A 16,950-nucleotide genomic window follows, 5' to 3' on the forward strand; every position below is an offset into this window, starting at 1 on the left:
TTCTCGGCTGGGCGGCACTAGGCCGCTGTGGCTAAAAGCTGCTCAAAAATCGATGCAGCGTCCATTTTTTTCCCAGTCGCCGTAGCGCGTTGGCTCGGGGCCGTCGCGCCCACCAATCTCCTTCGGCAGTGGCTTTTTCTCGGGAATATGCTCCTGAGAAGAAGGCTGCGTCTCGGAATCCTGCGCTGGGGTGGGGGTTGGATGGCCTATCATAGTGCTCTCACAACTTGGCGATTTTAGTCCTCCCCTTCCGTGGCTGACAACCTGAATCTTATTCCGCAGGGTTTTGGCTCCCTGCACGACATGCAATACGTCCGATTGGCCGGTACGGATGCAGTGGCGTTTGCGCATGCCCAATTTGCCAATGACGTACAGGCGCTGGCGGTTGGGCAGTGGCAGTGGAACGCGTGGCTGACGGCGAAGGGGCGCGTGATTTCCATCTTCGCACTCCTGCGTGAGGACGACGCACACCTGCTGATGCTGTTGCCGGACGGCAACGCGGCCGAGATCGCCGCGCAACTCGGCCGTTTCGTGTTCCGCCGCAAGCTGAAAATCAGCGCTGCCGCGCTGCTCGCCTACGGCGGCTTCGTAGCGCCGGAACACGCGCATGCCGCGCAAGCCGACCTCGGAACCCAGCGTATCGAACTGGATCTGGGTAGCGCAGCGCTGCCGCGCACGCTATTGCTCTACAGCCCGGATGCATTGGCGATGCCTATCGAACTGCCGAGCGCAGAGGCGCAGTGGCGGACGACCGATCTGCAACTGGGGCTCGCCCGCCTGGTCGAGAGCCAGCGCGAACAGTGGACGCCGCAGCAGTTGGCACTGGACCGCCTGCAGGCGTACAGCGTCAAGAAAGGCTGCTACCCGGGCCAGGAAATCGTGGCGCGGACGCACTTCCTGGGCAAGGCCAAGCGCGTCTTGCAGCTGCTCGAAACGGATGCGGCCGTGGATGCAGGCGATGCCGTCGCATTGGACGGTAGCGCGATCGGCACGGTAGTGAGCGTGGCCGGCAACCTCGCGCTGGCGGTATTGCCGTTGGAACTGACGCTGGACGCCGGTACCGCGTTGCAGGCAGGCACGCATGGCGCCCGCCCACGCGCACTCACGACGGGGCTGGAGCGTTAGCGGCAAAAAAACGCAGCGAGCCGTGCCAGGCGGGCGTGGGCATCGCGCAGCACGCAGTGGCCCAACGACACCCGCCAATTCCGAGCGCCGGCCGTGCCCGTCTGGCGGCTGCGTCGCTGTTGACCAGTTTGCCTAAGCCGCCTCCAGCCGCTGGCCGGTAGCTGGATCGAAAAAGTGCAAGGCCTCGCTGCGCAATGCCAGGCGCAATGGCTGGCCCACCGCCGGCAAGCTCTGCGGCGGGACACGGATCACCAGCGGCTGACCGCCACGGTCGAGATTGAGGAAGATCTCGTTGCCGACCGGCTCGATCACATCGACCCGCGCATCGAAGCCCAGGACCGCATCGTCGGACGGCTGCAAGTGCTCCGGGCGCACACCGACGATCACGTCCTGGCCGAACCAAGCCGCATCGACCCGCGCCGCACCCAGCGGCACGCGCCAGCCATCGGCCATGACCAGGTGCAGGCCGTCCTGCGCGTCCAGACGCCCCTGCAGCACGTTCATCGCCGGGCTGCCGAGGAACCCGGCCACGAACAGATTGGCCGGACGGTCGTACAGCGCCATCGGGCTGTCGATCTGCTGGATCACGCCATCCTTGAGCACCACGATACGCTGGCCAAGCGTCATCGCTTCGACCTGATCGTGGGTGACGTAGATCATGGTGGTACCAAGCTTGCGGTGCAACTGCGCGATCTCGGTGCGCACGCTGTGGCGCAACTTGGCGTCCAGGTTGGACAGCGGCTCGTCGAGCAGGAACACCGAGGATTCGCGCACCATCGCCCGGCCCAGCGCCACGCGCTGACGCTGACCGCCGGACATCGCCTTGGGCAGCTTGTCCAGCATCGGCGTCAGGCCCAACAGCTCTGCGGCGTTGTTGACGCGTTCGGCGATGACCTGCTTCGGATGCCCGCGCAGCTTGAGCCCGAACGCCAGGTTTTCGGCCACGGTCATGTGCGGATACAGCGCGTAGCTCTGGAACACCATGGCGATGTCGCGATCCTTCGGCGCCACGTCGTTGACCACGCGCTCGCCGATCTTCAGCGTGCCGGCGCTGATGTCTTCAAGCCCGGCGATCATGCGCAACAGGGTCGATTTGCCGCAGCCGGACGGCCCCACCAGCACCATCAGCTCGCCGTCGGCCACTTCGAAACTTGCGCCCTGCACCGCCACCTGGCCATTGTCGTAGACCTTGCGGACACCTTCCAACTGCACTTTCGCCATCGTTCGGCCTCAACGTAAGTTGTGCGCCCTGCCCTCGGCCCTCCCGATGGCGGTGACGCCGCATGCGCTTGCGAGGAATTCCCTGCAAACGAATGCATTGGTTTATTCTGACATGTAATCGTTTTCACATGGCAACATCGATCTCTGGAGGACCATGCCGCCACGCAGGTATGACGCATTGCCTGCAGTGCAGCTCGCCGCACGACGCATGGCATGCCATCACGCAGGTGCAGCTATGCCGCCATGGCGCTAACCGCTGATCGCCAGTTGCTGCAACAATCCGGGACTGGGTGTCAGCGTCCATCCCCCGCTGCGCGCACGCAAGTGTCGCTCAGGAACAGACGTACCGACCGCCGGACGACCGGCGCCTTTCCGACAAGCTGCTGATAACGATGTCTCCAGAATCTGAAACGCGGTCCATGCACAACACCCTGATCCTGTTTGGCGCCACCGGCGATCTTGCCCAGCGCTATCTCTTTCCTTCCCTGCTGCGCCTGTTCATCGACGGCCTGCTGCCGGAGGACTTCCGCATCCGTGCGCTGGCGCTGTCGCCCCACGACACCGATGCATTTCGCGAAGTGCTGCGGCCGCGCCTGACCGAAGCACTGCCGATCGCGACCGCCGAACAGATCGACACGCTGCTGCAGCGAATCGATTACCGCTCGGTGGACCTGCGCGATGCCGAGTCGGTGGCCAATGCGGTGCGTGAGCTGGCCAGCCGCCGCTGTGTGAGCTACCTGGCGATCCCGCCGGGCCTGTACATCAGCACCTGCCAGGGCCTGGCGCTGGGGGGCGCGCTGGAGGCACCGCATCGCTTGATGCTGGAAAAACCGATCGGCCACGACTCCTACAGCGCCCGCGACATCCTGCAGTCGATCGGCGCGCTGATCGACGAGGACCGCGTGTTCCGCCTGGACCACTACCTGGGCAAGGCGGCGGTGCAGAACCTGATCGCACTGCGCTTCGGCAACACGCTGCTGGAGGCGGTCTGGAACCGCGCCTACATCGAGTCGGTGCAGATCCTGGTCGCCGAAAGCGAAGGCGTCGACGGGCGCGACGCCTACTACGCCCGCTCCGGCGCACTGCGCGACATGGTGCAGAGCCATATCCTGCAGCTGTTGTGCCTGGTGGCAATGGAGCCGCCGGCCTCGCTGGAAGCCGACCGCATCCGCGATGAGAAGGTCAAGGTGCTGCGCGCCCTGCGTCCGATGACCGCCGAGCACGCCGCGCATGACTGCGTGCGCGGCCGCTACACCGCCGGCAGCATCAACGGACAGCCGGCGCAGGCCTACCACCCGCCGGAAGGCAGCGACGTGGAAACTTTCGTCGCCGTCACCGCGCATATTGACAACTGGCGTTGGGCCGGCGTGCCGTTCCACCTGTGCACCGGCAAGCGGCTGGCCGAGCGCTCCACCCGCATCGTGGTGACGCTCAAGCCGGTGACGCATTGGCTGTTCGAACGCCCCGACCGCCAGAATGCGGTGCCGAACCGCCTGACCTTCCAGTTGCAGCCGCAGGAAAACATCGAACTCGGCCTGATGAGCAGCCTGGCTGGCCCGGAATGGGGCGCGATCGAACTGCAGCCGCTGGAACTGGAACTGTCGGTGCCGACGGGCCTGCACCGTCGTATCGCCTACGAACGTCTGTTTGTGGACGCCTTCAACGGCAACCCCGCGCTGTTCGTGCGCGACGACGAGGTCAAGGCGGCGTGGTCGTGGATCGACAGCGTCAGCGACGCCTGGAAAGACGCCGCGCTGCCGCTGCAGCCCTACCCGGCCGGCAGCTGGGGGCCCGAATCCGCCGCCCACTTCCTGCCCCCGGCCACCGACGCACAGGGAAACAACGCATGACCGCTCCTTCCAAGCCGGTGCTGGTTGCCGATATCGGCGGAACCAATGCGCGCTTCGCGCTGGCCGATGTCGACGCTTCGGTGCCGTTGCTGGATGACACCTCGCGCGAATTTGCCGTGGTGGACTTCGGTTCGCTGGGCGAAGCCGCGCGCTATTACCTCGACCAGATCGGCGTGCAGGCCACCCAGGGCGTGTTCGCCGTGGCAGGCCGCGTGGATGGCGACGAGGCGCGCATCACCAACCATCCCTGGGTGATCTCGCGCTCGCGCACCGCCACCATGTTGGGTTTCAGTACCTTGCATCTGATCAACGACTTTGCCGCGCAGGCCATGGCCATCAGCCTGCTGCGCCCGCAGGACGTGGTGCAGGTGGGCGGCGCCAGCTGGCGGCCGGCGCCGATCGATCAAGCGCGCAACTATGGCGTGATCGGCCCGGGCACCGGCCTGGGCGTGGGTGGCCTGATCATTCGCAACGGGCGCTGCTTTCCGCTGGAAACCGAAGGCGGCCATGTCAGCTTCCCGCCCGGCACGCCGGAAGAAATCCGCATCCTGGAAATCCTGTCCGAGCAGTTCGGCCGGGTCTCCAACGAGCGGCTGATCTGCGGCCCTGGCCTGGTCAACATCCATCGCGCGCTCAGCGAGATCGCCGGCGTCGATCCCGGCCCGCTGCAACCCAAGGACATCACCGCGCGCGCGGCCGCGGGCGACCCGCGGTCCTCGCGCACCATCGACCTGTTCTGCGCCATCTTCGGTGCGATCGCCGGCGACATGGTGCTGATGCAGGGCGCCTGGGACGGCGTGTTCCTCACCGGCGGGCTGGTGCCCAAGGTGCTGGATTCGCTCCAGCATTCCGGCTTTCGCCAGCGCTTCGAGCACAAGGGCCGTTTCTCCGCGATCATGTCGAAGGTGCCATCGCTGGCGGTCATGCACCCGCATGCCGGCCTGCTGGGCGCCGCCGCATACGCGGTGGATGCACAACGTCAGCACCCCGGGGAGCAGCGATGAACCTGCAGGACAACCCGCGCATCGCCCTGGTGCGCTACGACGACCCGGCCGAGTGGACCGAGGCGGTGGCCAGCGAAATGGCCGACCTGCTGGAACAGGAAATCTCCCGGCGCGGCCAGGCACGCATGCTGTTGTCCGGCGGTACCACGCCTGCGCCGGTGTACGAGTCCCTCGCCCACCGGCCGCTGGACTGGTCGCGGGTGGAAGTGGGCCTGGTCGATGAGCGCTGGTTGTCGCCGCAGGATCAGGACAGCAATGCCTGGCTGGTGAATCACAGCTTCCTGACCCACGCACCGGCCGCGACCTTCATCCCGCTGGTTCGCCCAGGCAAGCAATTGCCCGAATGCGTGCACACCGCCAACCTGCAGGCCAAGCATGCCGAACCGGCCTGCCTGGCGGTGCTGGGCATGGGCGGCGACGGGCACACCGCGTCGTTGTTCCCGGGGGCCACCGACCTGCCCAAGGCGCTCGCCAGCCCGCAGCCGTATGCCTCGCTGGATGCCACCGGCTGCCCGGGCTCGAACCAATGGCCGTTACGCATCACCCTCACACCTGCAGGGCTTGCCAGCATTCCGACGCGCCTGCTGTTGTTGCGCGGCAAGCAGAAGCTGGACGTGCTGCAGGCTGCGCTGGCAGGCGACGATGTCAACGAATATCCCATCCGCGTGGCGCTGCAGCAGCCTGGTCCGCGGTTGCGGGTGCATTGGTGTGCTTGAATGCGAGTGGTTTGATGCGAGTCCTTCGCAACAGCCGATGCGATGCGAGTCCCTCGAAAAAAACCCGCACATCCATGTGCGGGGAATTAAAAGAGCATTTCCTTCCCCCCTGTTTCTCATAGCCGGTAGCCAATGAGCCTGCATCCGAATATCCAAGCCGTCACCGACCGTATCCGCAAGCGCAGCGCTCCCTCGCGCGCGGCGTATCTGGCCGGTCTCGATGCTGCCCTGCGTGAGGGTCCGTTCCGTAGCCGCTTGAGCTGCGGCAATCTTGCGCATGGCTTCGCTGCGTCCGAGCCGGGCGACAAATCGCGCCTGCGTGGTGCGGCCACGCCGAACCTGGGCATCATCACCGCCTATAACGACATGTTGTCGGCACATCAGCCGTTCGAACACTACCCGCAGCTGATCCGCGAGACTGCCCGCGCGCTCGGTGCCACCGCACAGGTGGCCGGTGGCGTGCCGGCGATGTGCGACGGCGTGACCCAGGGCCGCGCCGGTATGGAGCTGTCGCTGTTTTCGCGCGACAACATCGCCCAGGCGACAGCCATCGGCCTGAGCCACGACATGTTCGACAGCGTGGTGTACCTGGGCGTCTGCGACAAGATCGTGCCGGGCCTGCTGATCGGTGCGCTGGCGTTCGGCCATTTGCCGGCGATTTTCATGCCGGCCGGGCCGATGACGCCGGGCATTCCGAACAAGCAGAAGGCCGAAGTGCGCGAACGCTACGCCGCTGGCGAAGCCACGCGCGCCGAGCTGCTGGAAGCCGAGGCCTCGTCCTACCACTCGCCGGGCACCTGCACCTTCTACGGCACGGCCAACTCCAACCAGGTCTTGCTCGAAGCGATGGGCGTGCAGCTGCCCGGCGCCTCGTTCGTCAATCCGGAGCTGCCGTTGCGTGATGCGTTGACCCGCGAAGGCACCGCGCGCGCATTGGCGATCTCGGCGTTGGGCGAAGATTTCCGCCCATTCGGTCGCCTGATCGACGAGCGCGCCATCGTCAACGCCGTGGTCGCGCTGATGGCGACCGGTGGCTCGACCAACCACACCATCCACTGGATCGCAGTGGCGCGTGCGGCCGGCATCGTGCTGACCTGGGACGACATGGACCTGATTTCGCAGACGGTGCCGCTGCTGACGCGCATCTACCCGAACGGCGAAGCCGACGTGAATCGCTTCCAGGCCGCTGGCGGCACGGCATTCGTGTTCCGCGAGCTGATGGACGCCGGCTACATGCACGACGACCTACCCACCGTGGTGGAAGGCGGCATGCGTGCCTACATCAATGAGCCGCGCCTGCAGGACGGCAAGGTGACCTACGTGCCAGGCACTCCCACCACCGCCGACGACAGCGTGGCGCGTCCGGTCGGCGATGCCTTCGAATCGCAAGGCGGGCTGCGCCTGCTGCGCGGCAATCTCGGTCGCTCGTTGATCAAGCTGTCGGCAGTCAAGCCGCAGCATCGCAGCATCCAGGCGCCGGCCGTGGTGATCGATACGCCTCAGGTGCTCAACAAACTGCATGCCGCCGGCGTGTTGCCGCACGATTTCGTGGTGGTGTTGCGCTACCAGGGCCCGCGCGCAAACGGCATGCCGGAGCTGCATTCGATGGCGCCGCTGCTGGGCCTGCTGCAGAACCAGGGCCGGCGCGTGGCATTGGTCACCGACGGCCGCCTGTCCGGTGCCTCGGGCAAGTTCCCGGCCGCAATCCACCTGACGCCCGAAGCGGCACGCGGCGGCCCGATCGGGCGCGTACGCGAAGGCGACATCGTGCGCCTGGACGGCGAAGCCGGCACCCTGGAAGTGCTGGTCTCGGCCGAAGAATGGGCATCGCGCGAGGTTGCACCCAATACGTCCGTTGCCGGCAATGACCTGGGCCGCAATCTGTTCGCCATCAACCGCCAGGTCGTCGGCCCCGCCGACCAGGGCGCGATTTCGATTTCCTGCGGCCCGACCCATCCGGACGGTGCGCTGTGGAGCTACGACGCCGAGTACGAACTCGGTGCCGATGCTGCCGCTGCGGCAGCACCGCACGAGTCCAAGGACGCCTGACCCCCTTCCCTCTGTGCGGCCGCTCCGGCGGTCGCCGTCACCCGGAGTTGCAATGACGATTGCCCAGACCCAGAACACCGCCGAACGTTTGCTGCGCGATGCCGGCATCCTGCCGGTGGTCACCGTGGACACGCTGGACCAGGCGCGCCGCGTCGCCGATGCGCTGCTCGAAGGCGGTCTGCCCGCGATCGAGCTGACCCTGCGCACGCCGGTTGCCATCGATGCGCTGGCGATGCTCAAGCGCGAGCTGCCCAACATCGTGATCGGCGCCGGCACGGTGCTCAGCGAGCTGCAACTGCGCCAGTCGGTGGATGCCGGTGCAGACTTTCTGGTGACCCCGGGCACGCCGGCGCCGCTGGCGCGCCTGCTGGCGGATGCACCGATCCCGGCGGTTCCAGGCGCGGCCACCCCGACCGAGCTGCTGACGTTGATGGGCCTGGGCTTTCGCGTCTGCAAGTTGTTCCCGGCCACCGCCGTGGGCGGTCTGCAGATGCTCAAGGGCCTGGCTGGCCCGTTGTCCGAGCTCAAGCTCTGCCCCACCGGCGGCATCAGCGAGTCCAACGCCGCCGAGTTCCTGGCGCAGCCGAACGTGCTGTGCATCGGCGGCTCGTGGATGGTGCCCAAGGACTGGCTGGCGCAGGGCCAGTGGGACAAGGTCAAGGAAAGTTCGGCCAAGGCGGCGGCGATCGTGCGGCAGGTGCGTGCAGGCTGACGCGCTGACGCCATCTCCAGCGGGTTGATCGTTGGATGACTTCGAATCTGTACGCCGATACAGATGTACGGATTCGCTAAGGACGGCATTGGAGATCGAGTGATCCTGCATGACGGCGATCACTGCAGTGTTCGCCCGTAGGCCGAAAAAAATCTTTCGAAGCATCCTTGAGCGCGGCTTTTCTGCTCGAGGTCATGGCGATGGCACACCGATCTGCTCGAAGCCACGGTAATGAAACACCGAAGCGGCAGCGCGGCCGGCGATCGGCGGAGAGCGGCGCACGGAGGTGTCGCGACGGCGCGTCAGACAGGATGTCTGTCGCTCCGAAGAGCCGATCCCCGGCTGCGCTGTCGCCCCTTACCGGAGCCGCTGATTGGCGGTCAGGTGCTTTGGTTGTCGTACGAGCCGAAGGAAGCAACCGTACCCCAACCCCTCTCCCGGGGGGGGGGAGGGGCTTAACGCCTTACCTCGTTCACGATTCCAACGCTGCGCTCGACCGCCTCGCCTTCGGCACACCACGCGCACGCTGTACCAGCGCAGCCGCACCGCTGCTCATGTCGTCGAGGATCGCGTAGATCGTCGGCAGGAACAGCAGGCTCACCACCGTCGAAAACGCCAGGCCGCCGGCGATGGCGCGCGCCATCGGGAAGTACGGTGGGCCGTCGCTGAACATCGTGGTGCTGGTCAGCGAGATCGGCACCATCGCCAGGATCGCGGTGCCCATGGTCATCATGATGGGCCGCAAACGCTCGCGCGAGCCTTCGACCAGCGCCTGCGTCCGCCCCATGCCGCGGCGGCGCAGATTGTTGATGTGCTCGATCATCACGATGCCGTTGTTCACCACCACGCCCATCAGCACCAGGATGCCGATGAAGGACATGATGCCGAACGAGGTACCGGTGATCCAGAACAGCCAGAACACCCCGAAGATCGAGAACAGCACCCCGCTCATGATCGCCGCCGGGAACAGCAGCGATTCGAACACCGCGGCCATCACCACATAGATCATCACCAGCGCGATCACCAGATTGAACACCATCTGGTTCATCGCCTCGCCGTCGTTCTGGTAATCGCCGCCGTCGAAGGTGTAGCTGTAACCGGCCGGGAAACTCATCGCCTTGAGCGGCGCTTCCATCGCTGCGCGCGCCTCGGGCATGGTGACCTTTTCGGCGAGATTGGCCTTGATCGTCAGCGTCGTCTGCCGATTGGTGCGCCCGATCTGGGTGGCGGCCGGACGGATCTGCACCTCCACCAGACTCAGCAACGGTACGCTGCGGCCGTCCTTGGTGCGCACGGTGAAGCTGGCCAGATCTTCCGGCTTGCTCTGCTCGGCGCCGGCAAACCGTACCCACACCGGCACCTCGTTGTCGCCCCGGCGGAACTCGCGCAGCGGTGTGCCGCGCAATGCCAACCCGACAAAACTGGCCACCTGCTCGGCACTGAATCCGAAGGCAGCCGCGCGCTCGCGATCGACACGAATCGCCAGCTCGCTGGTGCGGTCGCCCGTATCCACATGCACATCGCGCAGCTCCTTGCGCTGCGCCAGCAGTGGAATCACATCGTCGGCCAGCGCTTTCAGTGCATCAGTCGAATCGCCGACCAACTGCACCTGCACGCCCTGGTTGCCATTGCCGCCATCGCCCTGATTGCCGATGCTGTAATCGGCACGCGCAGAGCGCGGCAGCTCCTTGCGGATCTTTTCCAGCAGCGGCGGCAGGTCCTTGACCTTGCTCGCATCGAAGGTCACCACCGTATTGCTGCCTTCCACTTCGCTGAACCACGAATAGATCTGCGTGATGTGGTACCTGGCGCGATTGGCTTGGAGATAGTTTTCGACACGGCCGATTTCTTCGCCCAACTGCTCACGTGTGTACGAACCTTTCCACTGATACTGGATAAAGGCTTCGTTGCCCCCGTCGCCACCGAACATGTCGACCTTGGTCAACTTCATGGGCACCAGGCTGATCGCGCTGACCAGGATGATGCCGGTCACGCTCCAGCCGCGGTGCGCCAACGTCCACGCCAGCACCTTGGCGTAACGGCGCTGCAGCCGCGCAATCACGCCGTGCTCGGAGGTCACCATCGGCGGCGTTTTCATGCGTGCCGACAACATCGGAATCAAGCTGATTGCCACCAGCCACGACGCCAGCAACGACACCGAGATGGTGATGGCGATCTGCGCCATGAAAATGCTGATGTTGTTGGTTTCGCCGAACAAATTCGGCACGAACACGATGCAATGGCACAAGGTGCCGGCGCTGAGCGCAATGGCCACGCTACGTGTTCCCAGCAGCGCGGCAAGCTGCGGTTGATCGGGCATGCGCTCGCGTTCCTGGTAGATGCTTTCCACCACCACCACCGCGTTGTCCACCAGCATGCCCACTGCCAGCAGCAACCCCATCATGGTCAGGATGTTGAGCGTGACCCCGACGAAATACATGAAGCCCAAGGTGATGGCGAAGCAGATCGGGATCGCCAACGTCACCATCAGCGTCGATGGCCAGTGCCGCAGGAAGAAGAACAACACCGTGATCGAGAGCAATAGGCCCACCGCGCCGGCTTCGGCCAGTTCGGCCAGCGACGAGGTCACCGCCTTGCCCTGGTTGTCGATCACCTTGACCTGCACATCGCGCAGCGCCGGTTGGGCGCGGATGTCTTCGACCTCTTTCAACGCCGCCTTCGACACCTCCACCAGATTGGCGCTGCGTTCCTTGTAGACATCCAGGCCGATGGCCGGGCGCCCATCCAGGCGCCGCCCGTAATTCATGCGCGTCGGCTTGAGCCGCACCTCGGCAATGTCGCCCAGCCGCACACCTTTGGCATTGAGTACCAGCTCGCGCAGTTCCTGCAGGTCGCGCAGTTCGCCGATTGGCTGCACCCGGATACGCTGGCCGTTGTCGTCGATCTGGCCTGCAGACACCGAGAAATTCAGCTTGCCCAAGCGCTCGCTCAGATCGTTGAGGCTGAGGTCGTGCGCGGTGAGCCGATCCGGTGCGATCGCGATCTCGACCTCGTTCGGCGGCGCACCGGAAATCTCCACCTTGGCCACGCCGGGGATGCGCTCGATGCGCCGCTTGAACTCGCGGTCGAGCATGTCGTACGCACCGGTCAGATCGGTCTGGCTGGCCAGGCGCACCTTGAGCACCGGCTCGTCGCTGCTGGACCACTTGAAGACGTGGAAGCGCTGCAGATCCTCCGGAAAATCGTCGCGCACCGCATCCAGTCGCTCGCGCGCATCGGATGCGGCGATGGCGATATCGCGGTCCCAGTCGGAGAATTCGATGAAGATGTTCGCGCCGTCTGCGGTGGCGGTCGAGCGCATGCGCTTGATGCCGGTCATCGTTGCCAGCGCTTCCTCGGCCGGCCGCACCAGGTTGCGCTCCACCTCGTCCGGCGTGGAGCCGGTGTAGGGCAATTGCACGAACAGGAATGGCGCGGAAATATCCGGCAGCGCCTCCAAGGGCAGCCGGAACGCCGCGATCAAGCCCACCACCACCAGCGACACGAAGCACATGATGGTGGTGACCGGGCGACGGATGCTGAAGGCGGCAACGCTCATAGCGCCCCCAGTCCGTCGGCATTGCTCGCCGCCTGTGCACGTTGCCCGGCCATGCGCCGGCCGCGCTCCAGGTAGTACGCATCGGCACGGCGATCCAGCAGGTCGTACACCACCGGGATGACCAGCAGGGTCAGCAAGGTCGACACCAGCAACCCGCCGATCACGGTGATCGCCATCGGTGCACGCACTTCAGCGCCCTCGCCCATCGCCACCGCCAGCGGCAGGAAGCCGAACAAGGTGCACAAGGTGGTCATGATGATCGGCCGCAGGCGCGAGCGCGCACCTTCGATCAGCGCCTCGCGCTTGGGCACGCCGTCTTCGCGCAGCTGGTTGACCTTGTCGATCAGGATGATCGCGTTCTTGGTCACCAGGCCCACCAGCAGGATCAGGCCGATGAACACCACCACCGAGATCGGCTTGCCGGTCATCAGCAGGGCCAGCACCGCACCGACCATTGCCAACGGAATGGTGAACAGAATGACGAATGGATGCAGCAGCGACTCGAACTGCGAGGCCATCACCAAATAGACCAGGAAGATCGCCAGGCCGAACGCGAACAACAGCGACTTCACCGATTGCGCCAGCTCCTCGCCCTGCCCGCCGATGTGCATGCCCACGCCGGCAGCAAGCGGGTCCTTGCGCACCATCGTTTCCACTTCGCGTACCGCGCCGCCCAGGTCGATGTCCTTCAGGCTGGCCGACACGATCGCCACGCGGGTCTGGTCGGCACGATGGATCTCGCTCGGCCCCGTCGTCGCCAACACCTCGGCAACGGCCGCCAGGCGCACCGGCCGGCTGCTGCCCGGGTTGACGATCAGCTGACGGATCGCATCGACACTGGCGCGGTCGGCTTGTTGGGCACGCACCAGCACATCGATCTTGCGGTCACGGAAGCTGTAGCGCGTGGCCACATCGCCACGTACCTTCTTGACGATGACATCGGCGATCTGCCGCGTGGTCAGCCCCAAGGCACCAGCGCGCTCCTGGTCGAAACGGATCTGGATCTCCGGGAAGCCCTCTTCCACCGTCGATTTGACGTCGGCGTAGTGGCCGTTGGCGCGCAGCATCGCGGCCAACTTCTGCCCGGCGCGTTCCAGCTCGCCCAGATCCTGGCCGCGCAGTTCCACTTCCAGCGGTGTCGAAAAACTGAACAACGCCGGCCGCGCGAAATCCACCTGTGCGCCCGGGTGCCCGACCATGCTGCTGCGCAGCCGCTCGGTCGCCGCCGCTTCCACCGCCGGGCTGCCGCCACCGGCCATCACCACGGTGAGCTTGCCGATGTTCTCGCCGCTCTCGGTGGGGTTGGCATCCAAGCGCGTGCCGCTACCGCTGACGCCGTACAGCGAGGCGACGCCCGGGTCCTTGTCGTGCGCCAGCTGCAACTCGCGCACCACTGCATCGGTCTGCGCCAGCGGCGTGCCGGAAGGCAGTTTGACGGTCATTTCGAAGCGATCCTGCGCCAGCTGCGGAATCAGATCCGCGCCCAGCATCGGCACCAGAAACACCGTCCCGATGAACGCCGCCGCGGCCAGCCCCAGCACCAACCAGGGACGCCGCAGCGCCGCCGGCAACATCCCCAGATAGCCACGCTCGGCACGGGCATACGGCGCCATCGCCAGGTCGCTGGCCTTGCGCATCACCGGCCCCACCACGCGGCTCAACCCGCGCCACACCTTCACCACCGCCCACGCCGCACCGAAGAACGCATAACGCACGCTCGCACCCGCGCCGCGCCGCCCGGCCGCCACCGGCTTGAGCCAGCGCTGCTCGGGCCGCCAATCCGGATGGCTCGGCTCGTCCGGGAACGCCATCGGCGGCGCGCCCTTGAGCGAGCTCAGCATCGGAATCAGCGTCATCGACACCACCAGCGAAATCGCAATCGCGATCGCCACCGTCAATGCCTGATCGCGGAACAACTGCCCGGCGATGCCTTCGACGAACACCAACGGCAGGAATACCGCAATCGTCGTCAACGTGGACGCCATCACCGCCATGCTCACTTCGCGGGTGCCGGCAATCGCCGCGTCCAGCACGCTCAAGCCACGCTCGCGTGCCTTGGCGATGCTCTCCAGCACCACGATCGAATCGTCCACCACCAGGCCGGTGGCCAATGCCAGCCCGCCCAGCGACATCACGTTGAGGCTCAACCCCAACTGGCCCATGAAGAAGAACGTGGTGATGATCGACACCGGCAACGACAGGCTGATCACGAACGTGCTCCAGCCATCGCGCAGGAACAGGAAGATGATCAGGATCGCCAGCACGCCGCCAATCACCGCATCTTTTTTGACATCGCTGATCGCATGCTCGATGAAGTGCGATTGGTCCTCGATCGTGGTGATTTCCACATCGCCCGGCACCGTCGCCTTGAGTTGCTCCAGGCGCTTGCGCAGCGCCGCGGCGGTCGACACGGTGTTGGCATCGCCTTCCTTGTAGATCGCCAGCTCCACCGCTTCCTTGCCGCCCAGGCGGATGATCGCCTCGCGCTCCTTGTAGCCCTGGCGCACCTGCGCCACATCCTTCAGCCGCACCGGCATGCCGCCGGCGATGCTGCTGCTGGACGAGGAGGAGGTGCTCTGCACTTCGGCCGCTGCCGCCAGCGCCGCCTGCGAACCGGTGGACGCCGCAATGGCGTACATCTGCTGCATCGCCGCTTCGGCCGCGCTGCCGCTGCTGCTTTGGGTGGTCACCAGCATGTTGCGGATCTCGTCCAGATCCACGAACTGGTTGACCGTACGCACCAGGTAGCGCTGCGAGCCTTCTTCCAGCCGACCGCCGGAGATGTTGACGTTCTCCTCCTTGAGCCGGGTGATCACGTTGTCGATCGGCAGATTGAGCTGCGCCAACTTCTGCTGATCGATGTCGACCTGGATCTCGTCTTCCAGCCCGCCGCCGACCTTCACCGCTGCCACGCCGGCCACCGGTTCGAGCTTCTTTTTCAGGTCTTCGTCGGCATAGCGACGCAAGCCGGTGAGCTGGCGGATCGCATCTGTATCGGAGGCCGGCGACTGCTTGGGCGACAACGCCAGCCGCATGATCGGCTCGGTGGAAGGATTGAAGCGCAGCAGTACCGGCGGCTTGGTTTCCAGCGGCAGCGACAAGGCCTCCATTTTGTCGCGCACCTCCAGGCTGGCCTGGTCCATATTGGTGCCCCAGGCAAACTCCAGCACCACATCGCTCTGCCCTGTGCGCGAGATCGACTTGAGCTTGCGCAGGTTCTTGACCACCCCGACCGCTTCTTCCACCGGCTCGGTCACCAGCGTTTCGATTTCCGCCGGCGCCGCGCCGGTGTATTCGGTGCGTACGGTGAGCGTGGGATAGCTCAGATCGGGCAGCAGATTGACCTTGAGGCTGCGTAACGCGATCAGCCCGAACAGCAGCATCGTTACGGTGATCATGGCGATGGTCACACGCCGCCGCGTGGCGAAGGCCACCAGGCCACCGCCGCCAGGCAGTGGTGCGTGCGGATCATGCACGGGTCCGTGCGGGTTGCCGTTCTCGCTCATGCGTGCGTCTCATCATGTGCGGGCGCAGCGGCCTTGGTCGCGACCGGCTTGCGATCGGGTTGGCCGATCACCTGCACCGCAGTGCCGTCGCGCAGCGCCACCTTGCCGGCAGTCACCACCTGGTCGCCTTCCTTCAGGCCCTGCCGCACTTCCAGCCACGGCCCCTCGGCATAGCCCAGTTTCACCGGCACCCGGCTGGCCTTGCCGTTGCGCACTACGAAAACTGCCGGTTCGCCATCGTCCAATAACGCCAGGCGCGGGATCACCAAGGCGTCCTTGCGCTGGTCGTAATCGATACGGATGCGCCCGAACATGCCCGGCTGCAACGCTTCGGCCCCCTGGCCGAATGCGCAGACCACGCGAAACGTGCCGCTGCCCGAGTCCACCACCGGCGCGATGCGATCCACCTTGCCGACGAATTGTTGGCCCGGTAGCGCATCGGCCAGCAAGGTCACCGGCTGGCCCGACTTGAGCGTGGCCAATTCGCGTTCGGGCACGTTGAGCGTGGCCTCCAGCTGCGAATCGTCGACGATGCGGAAGATCGGCGTATTGATCTGCACGAAATTGCCGGTCTTGATCGAGCGCGATGCGATCACGCCGGAGATCGGCGCCTGCACCGTGGTATACGACAGCTCCAACGATGCAAGCCGGTGCTGCGCACGGCTGTTTTCGACATCGAATTTGAGCTGGTCCACATCCGCGGCGCTGACCAACTGCTGCCCTACCAACTGGGTGGCGCGGCGATAGCTGTTTTCCAGCTTGCGCAGCTGGGCTTCGCTCTGCGCCACCGCTAGGTGTGCGCGATCCGGATCCAGACGCACCAGTGCCTGGCCCGCCGACACCTTCTGCCCCTCTTCCACCATCACCGACAGCGCAACGCCCGAGGTCTTGGCCACCACTTGCGCCTCGGCGCGTGGCTCCAGCGCAGCGGTGCCGGTGTAACTGGCGGCTACCGCACGGCGCGCGGCCTTGGCGATTTCCACCGGCACCGCATCGACGGCCTTCTTTTCCTCGGCGGTCTTGGCCTGGCCCTCTCCTGCCTTGCAACCGCCCAGCAGCAGGCTCGTGGTGATCAACAATGCAGCGGCGCAGGTTCCGCTGCGACCCGGCAAGAAGGAGAGTGGCGACATCGTCGTGTCCTAGTGGATGCGTGAACAGGTGTTGTAGGCAAGTAGACCACCCAGATGCACATGCCGCCAATGCGCCAA

11 protein-coding genes are annotated in these 16,950 nt (G+C 65.5%); 6 read left to right on the forward strand and 5 right to left on the reverse strand.

Translation table 11 applies throughout. From position 1 onward, the window contains the following. Positions 1-42: 42 nt before the first annotated feature. Positions 43-351 carry a DUF1674 domain-containing protein gene (locus AC1POX_RS11945; RefSeq protein WP_014090240.1) on the reverse strand — a complete coding sequence of 103 codons (309 nt, stop codon included), beginning with the start codon at positions 349-351 and terminating at the stop codon, positions 43-45. Between AC1POX_RS11945 and ygfZ the strand changes: the two genes are divergently transcribed. After that, positions 253-1,125 (forward strand): CAF17-like 4Fe-4S cluster assembly/insertion protein YgfZ, encoded by an 873-nt coding sequence (ygfZ, locus tag AC1POX_RS11950; RefSeq protein WP_031422853.1) that lies wholly within the window; start codon positions 253-255, stop codon positions 1,123-1,125. The two genes, AC1POX_RS11945 and ygfZ, sit on opposite strands and share 99 nt — an antisense overlap. Positions 1,126-1,257: 132 nt before the next feature. Here the strand turns inward: ygfZ and AC1POX_RS11955 are convergent, their stop codons facing one another. Further along, positions 1,258-2,346 carry an ABC transporter ATP-binding protein gene (locus tag AC1POX_RS11955; protein WP_008576674.1) on the reverse strand — a complete coding sequence of 363 codons (1,089 nt, stop codon included), beginning with the start codon at positions 2,344-2,346 and terminating at the stop codon, positions 1,258-1,260. Positions 2,347-2,765: 419 nt separating this feature from the next. Here AC1POX_RS11955 and zwf point away from each other — a divergent pair, with 419 nt between their 5' ends. The 5 genes from zwf to AC1POX_RS11980 all read left to right on the forward strand — a co-directional run bounded on the left by zwf (position 2,766) and on the right by AC1POX_RS11980 (position 8,677). Next, the gene (gene zwf, locus AC1POX_RS11960) at positions 2,766-4,196 is read left to right on the forward strand and encodes a glucose-6-phosphate dehydrogenase (protein WP_372356207.1); all 1,431 of its coding nucleotides are present in this window, start codon (positions 2,766-2,768) and stop codon (positions 4,194-4,196) included. Beyond that, a complete protein-coding gene (gene glk, locus AC1POX_RS11965) occupies positions 4,193-5,200 on the forward strand; it encodes a glucokinase (protein ID WP_005929801.1) in 1,008 nt (335 codons plus the stop codon). The genes zwf and glk overlap by 4 nt, the downstream gene beginning before the upstream one ends. Then, on the forward strand, positions 5,197-5,916 hold the full coding sequence (gene pgl, locus AC1POX_RS11970) for a 6-phosphogluconolactonase (RefSeq protein ID WP_008576678.1): 720 nt from the start codon (positions 5,197-5,199) through the stop codon (positions 5,914-5,916). The genes glk and pgl overlap by 4 nt, the downstream gene beginning before the upstream one ends. Before the next feature lie 132 nt (positions 5,917-6,048). Next, the gene (gene edd, locus AC1POX_RS11975; protein ID WP_008576679.1) at positions 6,049-7,965 is read left to right on the forward strand and encodes a phosphogluconate dehydratase; all 1,917 of its coding nucleotides are present in this window, start codon (positions 6,049-6,051) and stop codon (positions 7,963-7,965) included. Between the two features lie 52 nt (positions 7,966-8,017). Continuing rightward, a complete protein-coding gene (locus AC1POX_RS11980) occupies positions 8,018-8,677 on the forward strand; it encodes a bifunctional 4-hydroxy-2-oxoglutarate aldolase/2-dehydro-3-deoxy-phosphogluconate aldolase (RefSeq protein ID WP_011347444.1) in 660 nt (219 codons plus the stop codon). Between the two features lie 472 nt (positions 8,678-9,149). Here AC1POX_RS11980 and AC1POX_RS11985 read toward each other — a convergent pair whose 3' ends face one another. The 3 genes from AC1POX_RS11985 to AC1POX_RS11995 are packed head-to-tail and all read right to left on the reverse strand — an operon-like array spanning position 9,150 to position 16,872. After that, complete coding sequence (locus AC1POX_RS11985) at positions 9,150-12,236, reverse strand: efflux RND transporter permease subunit (protein WP_031422859.1); 3,087 nt, start codon at positions 12,234-12,236, stop codon at positions 9,150-9,152. After that, positions 12,233-15,742 carry an efflux RND transporter permease subunit gene (locus AC1POX_RS11990; protein ID WP_372356208.1) on the reverse strand — a complete coding sequence of 1,170 codons (3,510 nt, stop codon included), beginning with the start codon at positions 15,740-15,742 and terminating at the stop codon, positions 12,233-12,235. Before AC1POX_RS11990 ends, AC1POX_RS11985 begins: the two co-directional genes overlap by 4 nt. Then, positions 15,739-16,872 (reverse strand): efflux RND transporter periplasmic adaptor subunit, encoded by a 1,134-nt coding sequence (locus AC1POX_RS11995; RefSeq protein WP_008576683.1) that lies wholly within the window; start codon positions 16,870-16,872, stop codon positions 15,739-15,741. Before AC1POX_RS11995 ends, AC1POX_RS11990 begins: the two co-directional genes overlap by 4 nt. Positions 16,873-16,950: the final 78 nt, after the last annotated feature.

The sequence above is a fragment of the Xanthomonas sp. NCPPB 3442 genome, assembly GCF_056725145.1.